Below are 11,432 nucleotides of genomic sequence, written 5' to 3' on the forward strand. Positions count from 1 at the left end.
TTGCTCGCTTGTGGTGTGTGCATATCCGTTATTTGGGTGATGGCTTATATCGGTTCCGCTCTTACAGCGGCTCACTTTTGAAAAGCGCAAAAGTAAGCAAAACGCTCTTGCCCCACCACTCGGCACCTCGCCTAGGCTCGGTGTGCCCTCACTCCGGCTTTGGACCGTGGGCCGCCGTCATGGGCCATCCTTGGCCCAGGACGGCTAACCCGGCGTCCTGCCGGGTTACCCACGGTCCAAAGCCTGCGTTCGGCCAGCGTGGTTTAACGGGGCGCCTAAGATCAAAATCAAGATCAACAGCAAGAGCACAGCGGCCTCCCGGCCGGCTTGAGTGTTGAAGAGCAAAAGCCAAATCAAAAGCTAAAGCGGGCACGGTCCAAATGTGGGAGCTGGCTTGCCTGCGATAGCATCAACTGGGTGTACCTGATGCACCGAGGTGTCTGCATCGCAGGCAAGCCAGCTCCCACAGAAAAGCAGCTCTGTTTTCGCTCTGGTCTTTGCTTTTGCTTTTAACACTCAGGTCGGCTTTCAGGCCGCCGTGCTCTTGCTTTTGATTTTGATCTGCGGGCCCCGTCAACCACGATGGCCGCAAGCAGGCACGGTGGAGCGGGTAAACCGGCAAGGATGCCGGTTTAGCCGCGCCGGGCCATGGATGGCCCGTCGCGGCGGCCCGCGGAACCGGGCCGGAGTGCGGGCATGCCGAGCCTAGGCGAGGCACCGAGTGGTGGGGCAAAGACCTTTTGGTTACTTTTGGCTGGGCCGGCATTCCGGGCGTTTGCCAAAAGTGACCCGCTGTAAGAGCGGAACCATAAGTGGCCGTTACCGCAGCAACGGATATGTACCCAATACAGCTACCGCGCCAGCACCATGGCAAAATACCCAAACACCGTGAGCAAAATCCCCGACACCGCATACGCCACCGGAAACCCGATCCACGGCACCGTACTATCAATTTCCTTGGCCGCCTCCCGCGCCGGCCCCGAGTGACTCCGCGCCCCCGCAACACCGCCCATGAGAATCGCCGGGTTGATCTTGAACACATGAAAACCCACAGCCCAAACAATAAACGGTGGAATCGTACAAGCCACGAACCCAAGCAAAAAGATCTTCAACGCAATGATCGCGCTAATCTGCGAAACCAGGTTAGCCCCCGCATTCACCCCCACAATCGCGACAAAGAATATCAACCCCATGTCCTCCAGAATGTTGCGCGCCGCATTCGGGGTATTCCCAAAAAACCGCACCCGCGACACCAGCGACGAGACGATAATCCCCGACACCAGCAACCCGCCCGCATTGCCCAGCCCCACCGCCGCACCGAACGCCGGCACCTGAATCAGCCCGATCAACAACCCCAGCACCATACCCAGCGACAGCGTCAGCAAATCCGTCGCCGTACTCGCCCGCCCCGCCTTGCCCAGCAACGCCGTGGCCTTGTCGATGGCACTGCGCAAGCCAATCAAGTGCATCACATCCAGGCGCTGCAACCGCGTTTCCAGCCCCACCGGGATCGGCGCTCCACCCCGCTCAATCCCCACCAACTGCACCTGACCGGCAATCGGCGACTGGCTGAATTCCTTGAGCGCCCTGCCCACGGCATCCTTGTGAGTCACCAGAATCACCGCCTCATCCAGCGGTATATTCAACGCCCGGGCATCCGGTACTTCCGGCCCGATCAGGCCCATGTGATCGGTCAGCGCATCCAGGCTGCCGCCCAGGGCGATCACATCGCCGAGTTGCAACACCAGCGTCGGATCAGCCCCCAGCAACTCTTCACCACGCTCGACGTTCTCGATCTGGTACAACGCAAAGCGCTGGCGAAACTGCGCGATGCTCTGCCCCACCAGCTCCGGGTTCACCAGGCGATAGGCCCGCAGGTCAAACGGCCGATACCCACTGAGCCCGGCATCGTCGACGTTCGGCACACCGTGCTCCACCTCGAATTCCTTGGCCGCCTTGCGCGCATCCACACCCCACCAGCGCGGCAGGTATTTGCAGATCAGGATGATGCCGACCGTGCCCCAGATGTAGGTGATGCCGTAAGACAGCGCGATCATCGCGGTGGCCGCCGCCGCAGTGGTGCCCGGTGGCAGCGGCACCACGCCCGAGGTAATCGCCTGTTCGGCGGAGCCAATCGCCGCCGACATGGTTTGCGAACCGGCAAGAATCCCGCCCGCCGCGCCCACCGGCAGGGATAACAGCCGCACGCCGAGCACCACGATACCCAGCCCGAGGAACGAGGACAGGATCGCCAGGAAGGTGAATTTCAGGCCATCACCCTTGAGACTGTTGATGAACGAAGGCCCGACCCGCAGCCCGACGCCGTACATGAACAGGTAATAAAACAGGCTCTTGGTAAAGTTATCGAGTTCGAAATGCACGCCGTAGTAAGACGCCCACGTCGCAATCGCGCAGCCGATCACGATGGCCCCGGCCACCGCGCCCAGGCCATAACCCTTGATGGTGCCGCGCCCGACCCAGACGGACAGGCCAACCACCAGGAACAGCAGGATGTAGGGGTTGTCGTGCAGGAAAGTAAAGAAGGCAGTCACGATGATTCGTACCTGGCGATGCAACGCTAAAGGCACCGGGCCTCGAGGCCCGGTGAGTGTTCAGTGCGTTCAGTCGAGGTTCGGGGTGTCGGCCGGGATGACCGGGTCGGCGATGGCGCCATGGCTGAAGCTGGGGCCCGCGTCGGAATGCTCCACCGGGTTTTTCTGCAGGTGGGCAACGGCCTTGCGCAGGTCTTCCAGCAGCAACGCCACCAGGTCACGGCTCACGCCATGCCGTACGAGGATGCGCTGTACCACGACGTTCTGCCGATCGGACGGCAACGGGTATGACGCGATCTGCCAGCCGCGCATGCGCACGCGCTCCGACAGGTCGTAGAGGCTGAAGCCGTGGTCGACGCCGTCCTTGAGCTTGTAGCAGACCGCCGGCAGCCCATCCTTGCCGTCGTACACCAGTTCCAGCGGGGCAAACTTGGTGATTTCCGAGGCCAGCCATTGCGCCGTGTCGGAGCACGCTTGTTGAATCCGCGTGTAGCCGTCGCGCCCCAGCCGCAGGAAGTTGTAGTACTGGGCGATGATTTCACCGCCGGGCCGGCTGAAGTTCAGGGCAAAGGTCGCCATGTTGCCGCCCAGGTAGTCGACGTAGAAGATCAACTCTTCCGGCAAGTCTTCGGTGGAGCGCCAGATAACCCAGCCGACGCCCAGCGGCGCCAGGCCGTACTTGTGGCCGGAAGCGTTGATGGACTTGACGCGCTCGATCACAAAATCCCATTGCAGCTCTTGCTGGATGAACGGGGCGATAAACCCGCCGCTCGCCGCGTCGACATGGATCGGGATATCCAGGCCGAGGTCACGTTGCATCGAGTCCAGCTCGGCCGCCAGGGCTGCGACCGGTTCGTAGATCCCGGTGAAGGTTACGCCCAGGGTCGCGACGACACCGATGGTGTTTTCGTCGCAATATTCCCGCAGGTCGGCCGGGCGCAGGCCCAATGCGTCACCGCGCAACGGCACTTCGCGAATTTCCACATCGAAATAACGGGCGAATTTCTTCCAGCAGATCTGCACCGGGCCGCACACGAAATTCGGTTTGTCGGTGGGCAGCCCCGCCGCTTCCCGGCGTTTTCTTCCAGCTCCACTTCAGTGCCAGGCCGCCAAGCATCGCCGCTTCGCTGGAACCGGTGGTGGAGCAACCCACGGTTTGCCACGATTTCGGCGCGTGCCACAGGTCGGCAATGATGTGCACGCAACGGTTTTCGATCTCGGCCGTCTGCGGGTACTCATCCTTGTCGATCATGTTTTTGTCGAGGGCATCGGCCATCAACTGCTGCACTTCGGGCTCGACCCAGGTGGTGCAGAAGGTCGCCAGGTTTTGCCGGGAATTGCCATCCAGCAGCAGTTCGTCGCGCACCAGGTTGTAGGCGGCCGACGGCGTGGTCGAGTGGTCCGGGAGGCGGTACTTGGGCAGTTTGTGCTGGGCGGAGCCACTCGAATAGACGTCTTCGATGGCTTGGTCCTGGGTCTCTACGGTTCTGTGAAGTGCCATGAAATCCTGCTCTTGAATGAGGGAAATGGCGTAGACGTTGATCGCGACAAATGCCGATCAGGCTGCGTCAGGAAACGAACGATGGAGCGGTGGCGCCGAATATCACACGCACGGCGGCGCAGGAAAGTGACCCAGATCATTAAAGGCGTGGATAAGCAGGCAAACGTGCCGGGGGTGCCTGGCAGTGACCTACTGGCTCAGTGCTTCGTTCAATATCAGGCTGCGATAGTGCCCGGGGTTGGAGCCCGACCACTTGCGAAACGCCTTGTAGAACGAGCTGGCATCGGCAAACCCCAGGCGGGTGGCGATCTCGGCAAAGCTGATGTCGGAATCGGCCAGCCAGACGATCGCCAGCTCCTTGCGCACGCTGTCCTTGAGGCCCTGGTAGGTCTGCCCTTCTTCCGCCAGGCGCCGGCGCAGGGTCGAGGCCGAGATGCACAGGGATGCGGCCAGGCCTTCGGTTTCCGGCCAGGTGTCGGCGGGCATGTGCCGCAGGTCGGTCTTGATGCGGGTGGCAAGGCTGTCCGGGTCGCGGTATTTGACCAGGATGTTGGCCGGCGCATGGGCCAGGAAGCGCTTGAGCTCCTCCGGGCTGCGCTTGATCGGCAGGTCGAGGCAGTCGGCGGAAAAGATCATCCGGGTACGCGGCCGGTCAAAGCGCAGGTTGTCGGAAAACATCACCTGGTAGTCGTCGCAGAAGTCCGGCTGCGGGCAACGCAGTTCAATCGCCAGGATCGGGATCCGGCGCCCAGCCAGCCAGCAGGCGACGCCGTGGACGATCATCCAGTAGGCGAAATAGGTGAAGGCGCGCCTGGGTGCGGGCTCCGGCTCCAACAGGACGATTTCCGCCAGGCTCTGCTGGCGAACCAGTTGCGCCGGCATGCGCTCGAGCATCAGTGACAGGAACCCCAGGCCGGTTTCCAGCGCAGTGGCCAGGCTCGGTTGTGCCATGGAGGCCCGGCAGAGGAACTCCAGGCTGCCGGACTTGAGCTTGCGCGGGTCCATGCCAAAGAATTCATCGTCCATTCGCCGTGCCAGCAAGCGCCATAAGCGTGCGTAAGCGGTTGCCGGGACGCGTGCGGTTGGCTGGCCCAGCAGTGCTGGATCAATCCCGACCTTGGTCAACACTTCATCGCTCGCCGCACCCGGCGCACAGCTCTGCAACAGGGCTTCGCGGACCAGTTGGATGGAAATCGTGTCTTTTTCCGACATGGGGAATGGCGCAATCCGGTGGCTGGGACGATGCCGCGCATTCTAGTGTCGGATGCGGTTTGCCACCACCGTTCAGTCAAGGTTCAGTAAAGGTCAATATTCCCTGTTTAGTAATGAGTATCATTATGTTACAACTTAGCATCCTATCTAGTGACGATTCGGTGCCGAATGCTTGTTCCCTTTTTAATCATGCTGCGCGAAGGCATAGAAGCCGCCTTGATCGTTGGCATTATTGCCAGCTATCTCAAGCAAACTGGCCGTGGCCAGTACATGCCCGCAGTGTGGATCGGCGTATTTCTGGCAGCGGCCCTCGCGCTGCTGGTCGGCGGTGGCCTGGAACTGGTGAGTGCCGAATTCCCGCAGAAACAACAGGAACTGTTCGAAGGCATCGTCGGCCTGGTGGCCGTGGGCATTCTCAGCTCCATGGTGTTCTGGATGCGCAAGGTCGCGCGCTCCATCAAGCATTCCCTGCATGAATCCCTCGATCATGCCCTGGCCGGCTCCAAACACCAGGTCACCGCGCTGATCGCCATGGTGTTTTTCGCCGTGGCCCGTGAAGGCCTGGAAACCGTGTTCTTCCTGCTGGCCGTGTTCCAGCAAAGCGAAGGTCCGGGCGCGCCGATTGGCGCCCTGCTCGGCCTGATCCTGGCGATCATCGTCGGCTTCCTGATCTACACCGGCAGCATGCGCCTGAACCTCGGTGCGTTCTTCCGCTGGACCGGCCTGTTCATCCTGGTGGTGGCCGCCGGCATCCTCGCCAACTCGGTACAAGCCCTGCACGAAGCCGGGGTATGGAACCACCTGCAAACCGTACTGTTCGATTTCAGCGCGACGCTGCCGATGGATGGCCCGCTGGGCTCGGTGCTGGCCGGCATGTTCGGCTATCAGGACGCCCCGACCATCAGCACCCTCGGTGCCTACCTGATTTACCTGGTGGTGGCCCTGGTGATGTTCTTCCTGCCGGCGCCGCCGAGCAAGCCGGCTACCCGCACAACCTCTTCCGTTTCCAGCCAGTAAGGACCGCCTCTTGTCCAACCAAACCCCTCAACCGGCTCCGCCCTCCCGCGCCTTGCGCTGGGCGGTGGGCGGCTCGGTGGTCGTGATGATCGCCGCCGGTGGCCTGTTCTACTACGCCTCGCAACTGGCCGCCTCCAAGCGCCAGGCCAACCACAATGAAATCGCCGTCACCATCCACGCCCACAGCTGCGAGCCGAATGCGCTGACGGTACCGGCCGGACGCGCCAGCTTCCGCATCATCAACCGCTCGGACCGTGCCGTGGAATGGGAAATCCTCGACGGCGTGCTGGTGGTCGAAGAGCGCGAGAACATCGCCCCGGGCCTGAGCCAGGTGATCAACGCCAACCTGCTGCCCGGCGACTACCAGATCACCTGCGGCCTGCTGAGCAACCCGCGTGGCACCTTGAAGGTGACACCGACTGCCGAGTCTGACGCCCAAGCCAAGGCCAAGCCGTCGATGGTCGCGTTTATCGGCCCGCTGTCGGAGTTCCGCGTGTACCTGAGCAGCCAGGGTAGCGCCCTGGTCAAGGCCGTTACCGCGCTGGACCAAGCCATCGAAGCCGGCGACCTCGCCCAGGCCCAGGCGCTTTACGTACCGGCCCGCGAGGCTTACCAGCGCCTGGCCCCGGCCTCGCAACGCCTGGCGGAACTGGACAACGCGATCAACGCCCGCGCCGACTACTTTGAAAAGCGCGAGCAGGACCCGGCCTTCAGCGGCTTCCACCGTCTCGAATACGGCCTGTTCCAGCAACGCAATCTCGACGGCCTGGCGCCGATTGCCCAGCGCCTGGTCACCGACGTCACCAGCCTCAAGCAACAGCTGCTGGCCCAGTCGCTGCCGCCGGAGCAACTGGTGAGCATCGTGGTGCGCAACCTCAACAGCCTGGCCGACGTACGTGCCGCCAGCGGTGAGGAAGAACGCTACAGCCATACCGACCTCAACGGCTTCGCCGCCAACCTGGACGCCGCCCGCAAAGTGGTCGACCTGATGCGCCCGCTGCTGACCAAATCTGCCGCGCAATTGCTGCCGGGGATCGACAGCGCGATCACCGCCCTCGATGCCGAACTCAACGGTTTGAAAGTCGATGGCCGCTACGCCTCGTATGACAGCGTTACCGCCGATCAGCGCAAGCAGATCGCCGACAAGGCCAAGGCTCTGGCCGTTGCACTCGATGGAATCGACCCCGCCCTTGGCCTTTCCGGCCTGAAGTGAAGACGACCGTAGACATGAGTGATTCAGAACAATTTTCCGCCCAGCGTCGTCGTGTATTGCTGGGTATGGCCGCCACTGGCGCGGCCATTGCCGGCAGCAGCCTGAGCTGCCCGGCAATGGCTGCCAACGCGGCGGCACAAGTGACCACCGCGCCAAGCAGTGAAAAGACCCAGGACCACCACGATTTCCATGGCAAGCACCAGACCGGCATCGTCACTCCGCGCCCGGCCTGCGGTATGCTGGTGGCATTCGACGTGTTGGCCAGCGACCGCGAGGACCTGGAGCGGCTGTTCCGCACCCTGAACGAGCGTATCGCGTTCCTGATGACCGGCGGCACCGTGGTGCAAGTCGACCCGAAACTGCCCCCCACCGACTCCGGCATCCTCGGCCCGGTGGTGACACCGGACAACCTGACCATCACCGTATCGGTGGGCGAGTCGCTGTTCGACGAACGCTTCGGCCTGGCCGCGGCCAAGCCCAAGCGCCTGATCCGCATGGTCGGTTTCCCCAACGATGCACTGGAACCGGCGCAGTGCCACGGCGACCTGAGCCTGCAGTTCAGCTCCAACACCCCGGACACCAATATCCACGCCCTGCGCGATATCGTGAAAAACCTGCCGGACCTGCTGCTGGTGCGCTGGAAGCAGGAAGGCAGCGTGCCGCCCCAGGCCCCTGCCCGCCCCGGCGAGCCGGCGCAAAGCGCGCGCAACTTCCTCGGTTTTCGCGACGGTTCGGCCAACCCGAACTCCAACGACAACAAGGCGATGGATCAGATTGTGTGGGTCCAGCCAGGCAGCGACGAACCGGCCTGGGCCGCCAACGGCAGCTACCAGGCGGTGCGGATCATCCGCAACTTCGTCGAACGCTGGGACCGCACCCCGCTGCAAGAGCAAGAAAGCATCATTGGCCGGATCAAGACCAGTGGCGCGCCCATGGATGGCCAGAAAGAAACCCAGGTCCCGGACTACAGCAAGGACCCGGAAGGCAAGTTGACCAAGCTCGATGCCCACATCCGCCTGGCCAACCCGCGTACTGCACAGACCCAGGCCAACCTGATCCTGCGCCGGCCGTTCAACTACTCCAACGGCGTCAACAAAAACGGTCAGCTGGACATGGGGCTGTTGTTCATCTGCTACCAGGCTGACCTGGAGAAAGGCTTTATCAGCGTGCAAACCCGGCTCAACGGCGAGCCTCTGGAGGAATACCTGAAGCCGGTTGGCGGCGGTTACTTCTTCACCTTGCCAGGCGTCACCGGGGCCCAGGATTTCATCGGGCGCACGCTGCTTGATGCGACACATCCACAAACCACTGCCAAAACCTAAAACAAACCCCAGAGCGGAAATCGTCCCATGAAGAAGTCGTCTCTCGCATTGTCGTTGTTAATGAGCCTTTCGCCGCTGGCCGCCTTCGCCGCCACCGCGCCGCTGGACCTGGTAGGGCCGGTGTCGGACTACAAGATCTATGTCACCGAAGAAATCGGCGAGCTGGTCACCCAGACCCAGGCGTTCACCGACGCCGTGAAAAAAGGCGACCTGGCGACCGCCAAGAAGCTGTACGCGCCAACCCGCGTGCACTATGAGTCGATCGAGCCGATCGCCGAACTGTTCAGCGACCTCGACGCCTCCATCGACTCCCGCGTGGACGACCACGAGAAAGGCGTGAAAGCCGAAGACTTCACCGGCTTCCACCGCATCGAGTACAGCCTGTTCTCCGAGAACACCACCAAAGGCCTCGACGCCCTGGCGGACAAGCTCAACAGCGACGTACTGGACCTGAAAACCCGCGTGGACGGCCTGACCTTCCCGCCGGAAAAAGTCGTGGGTGGTGCTGCTGCTCTGCTGGAAGAAGTCGCCGCGACCAAGATCTCCGGTGAAGAAGACCGCTACAGCCACACCGACCTGTATGACTTCCAGGGCAACATCGACGGCGCGAAGAAAATCGTCGACCTGTTCCGTCCGCAGATCGAGAAGCAAGACAAGGCCTTCGTTGCCAAAGTCGACAAGAACTTCGCCACCGTGGACAAGATCCTGGCCAAGTACAAAACCAAGGATGGCGGTTTCGAGACCTACGACAAGGTCAAGGAAGCCGACCGCAAAGCCCTGGTTGGCCCGGTCAATACCCTGGCGGAAGACCTGTCCACACTGCGTGGCAAGCTTGGCTTGAACTGATCCAGACGCTGCATGCTCTCGCCCGGCCTGCCGGGCGAGAGCCTTCCTCAGGCTGACGCCACCTGCACTCCGTCCGAAGGCCGCAAGGCATCGCGGATAGTCCGCAGCTTCAAGCACGTTTCCTCGTACTCACTCCCGGGATCCGACTCGGCGACAATGCCGCAGCCAGCGAACAGGTGCGCCTCACAGCCTCTGATCAACGCCGAGCGCAACGCCACGGCAAATTCACCATCACCCTGCGCATTCATCCAGCCCACTGGCGCTGCGTACCAGCCACGGTCGAGCTGCTCGTGCTCTCGGATATAGGCCATCGCCTCACGTCGCGGCAAGCCACCCACCGCCGGCGTCGGGTGCAGGGCCTGCACCAGTTGCAGCAATTGCACCTGGGGATGCAAGCGGCCCATCACCGGCGTCAACAGGTGCTGCACGTTGGCCAGCCGGTGCAACTGCGGCTGGCTGGCAATGTCGAGCATCGCGCAATAGGGCTGCAATGCTTCGCGCAGGGTTTGAACCACCAGGGTGTGTTCGTGGCGGTCCTTGGGGCTGTCCATCAAGGCCTGGCCAAGTTCGGCATCGTGCTGCTCGTGACGACCACGCGGGCAAGTACCGGCCAACGCCACCGTGTTCAGCGTGCCACGAGTCACCCGCACCAGCCGCTCCGGCGTTGCGCCGAGAAAGCAGCTGTCACCACGGCTGAACGCAAACAGGTACGCCTGGGGATAGGCCGCCTTGAGGTTTTCCAGCAGCGGGCCACAGGGGATCGTCCGTGAGGTGGTCAACCGCACTTCGCGGGCCAGCACCACCTTGCGCAGGTCGCCGGCGTTGATGCGCTGCACGGCCGTCGCCACGGTGTCTTGCCATTGCTGCGCGCTGATGGTGTTTTCGTCGCTCGGTGTGCCGAGGGGAATCTCCTGGCGTGGCGCACTGGCGTAGCGGGACAGAAGCAACGTCCACTGGGTTTCCAGGCTCTGGGCGCAACGCACCGCGTCCGCCCCGGGCTCCAGCCACTGGCTGAAGATCACATGATGTTGCTCGGCTTCCCGCAGCAGCAGGATGCGCGGCAGCACCAGGGAGGTGGCGGCGAATGACTGCCATTTGAGCGAGCGTGGGCCCTTCGGGTCAAACGCAAAGCCGCCACACAGCAACGGCTGGCGCGGCCCCACCTGATGGGCCTGGCTGAGCAACGCCTGCCACGCCAGGGCACTGGCGTTGAAGCGGTCATCGGCCCCGGGGCTGATTTCCTCGGTACAACCAAAGCCGGCCATGGCCAGTGCGCCCCGGTCACTTGACCAGAACAGGCTTTGCCCGAGTACCTGGCGGTTGGCGGCAAATAACCGCAGCGGGTCCAGGCGCTCCGAGGCCAGGCTGAACACCACCAGCACTGCGCCGCCCTTCTCGCGCGCCAGGCGTTCGCCCTCGGTCAGCGCCTGAAGCAATCCCGGCAGACGTTCACTCATGCTCCGCTCCTTGATGCTGCTGGCGCCAGTGGCGCACTTGCTGGTCGATATTCCATTGGATGATCTGCGCAAACAGCGGGACCACGAACATCGGGTCCAACCCTTCGCGCTCGGCCCAGCGGCGGCGATGGGGCAGCATGGCGGCCACCCGCTCGGGGGCGGCGATGCTGGCTTCGTCAGGCTTGAACTGCGCCGCAGCTTTCACATAGGCCAACCGCTGGCCGAGAGCGCGGATGATCTGTTCGTCCAACGTGTCGATACCCAGGCGGACGTCTTCCAGCCCGCTGCACTGCTCAGGTGTTTTCATAGGAT

10 protein-coding genes are annotated in these 11,432 nt (G+C 62.7%); 4 read left to right on the forward strand and 6 right to left on the reverse strand.

Going from position 1 to position 11,432, the window contains the following annotated elements; all coding sequences use genetic code 11:
* Positions 1 to 851: 851 nt before the first annotated feature.
* From QF039_RS13515 to QF039_RS13530, 4 genes are all read right to left on the reverse strand, one after another.
* Positions 852 to 2,552 carry an aspartate:alanine exchanger family transporter gene (locus QF039_RS13515; RefSeq protein ID WP_177019845.1) on the reverse strand — a complete coding sequence of 567 codons (1,701 nt, stop codon included), beginning with the start codon at positions 2,550 to 2,552 and terminating at the stop codon, positions 852 to 854.
* Positions 2,553 to 2,621: 69 nt separating this feature from the next.
* Entirely contained in the window at positions 2,622 to 3,575 is a 954-nt protein-coding gene (locus QF039_RS13520) for a glutamate decarboxylase (RefSeq protein ID WP_307518803.1), read from the reverse strand.
* Entirely contained in the window at positions 3,505 to 4,053 is a 549-nt protein-coding gene (locus QF039_RS13525; RefSeq protein ID WP_307518805.1) for a pyridoxal-dependent decarboxylase, read from the reverse strand. The genes QF039_RS13520 and QF039_RS13525 overlap by 71 nt, the downstream gene beginning before the upstream one ends.
* A 189-nt stretch (positions 4,054 to 4,242) precedes the next feature.
* Positions 4,243 to 5,265 (reverse strand): AraC family transcriptional regulator, encoded by a 1,023-nt coding sequence (locus QF039_RS13530; RefSeq protein WP_177029192.1) that lies wholly within the window; start codon positions 5,263 to 5,265, stop codon positions 4,243 to 4,245.
* Positions 5,266 to 5,433: 168 nt separating this feature from the next.
* Here QF039_RS13530 and efeU point away from each other — a divergent pair, with 168 nt between their 5' ends.
* Genes efeU through efeO (QF039_RS13550) form a run of 4 tightly spaced genes read left to right on the forward strand, consistent with a single transcriptional unit; the run spans position 5,434 to position 9,663 of the window.
* Positions 5,434 to 6,282 (forward strand): iron uptake transporter permease EfeU, encoded by an 849-nt coding sequence (gene efeU / locus QF039_RS13535; RefSeq protein ID WP_003218412.1) that lies wholly within the window; start codon positions 5,434 to 5,436, stop codon positions 6,280 to 6,282.
* Between the two features lie 10 nt (positions 6,283 to 6,292).
* The gene (gene efeO, locus QF039_RS13540) at positions 6,293 to 7,495 is read left to right on the forward strand and encodes an iron uptake system protein EfeO (protein WP_008436219.1); all 1,203 of its coding nucleotides are present in this window, start codon (positions 6,293 to 6,295) and stop codon (positions 7,493 to 7,495) included.
* Between the two features lie 14 nt (positions 7,496 to 7,509).
* On the forward strand, positions 7,510 to 8,817 hold the full coding sequence (gene efeB / locus QF039_RS13545) for an iron uptake transporter deferrochelatase/peroxidase subunit (protein WP_008436218.1): 1,308 nt from the start codon (positions 7,510 to 7,512) through the stop codon (positions 8,815 to 8,817).
* A gap of 27 nt (positions 8,818 to 8,844) precedes the next feature.
* Positions 8,845 to 9,663: an iron uptake system protein EfeO gene (gene efeO / locus QF039_RS13550; protein ID WP_003218415.1), complete on the forward strand. Its 819-nt coding sequence runs from the start codon at positions 8,845 to 8,847 to the stop codon at positions 9,661 to 9,663.
* A 47-nt stretch (positions 9,664 to 9,710) separates the two neighbouring features.
* Here the strand turns inward: efeO (QF039_RS13550) and QF039_RS13555 are convergent, their stop codons facing one another.
* Positions 9,711 to 11,120 carry an isochorismate synthase gene (locus tag QF039_RS13555; RefSeq protein ID WP_003218416.1) on the reverse strand — a complete coding sequence of 470 codons (1,410 nt, stop codon included), beginning with the start codon at positions 11,118 to 11,120 and terminating at the stop codon, positions 9,711 to 9,713.
* The gene (locus QF039_RS13560) at positions 11,113 to 11,427 is read right to left on the reverse strand and encodes an isochorismate lyase (RefSeq protein WP_003218417.1); all 315 of its coding nucleotides are present in this window, start codon (positions 11,425 to 11,427) and stop codon (positions 11,113 to 11,115) included. Before QF039_RS13560 ends, QF039_RS13555 begins: the two co-directional genes overlap by 8 nt.
* Positions 11,428 to 11,432 lie beyond the last annotated feature (5 nt).

The organism is Pseudomonas sp. W2I6, assembly GCF_030815935.1.
Taxonomy (GTDB): Bacteria; Pseudomonadota; Gammaproteobacteria; order Pseudomonadales; family Pseudomonadaceae; genus Aquipseudomonas.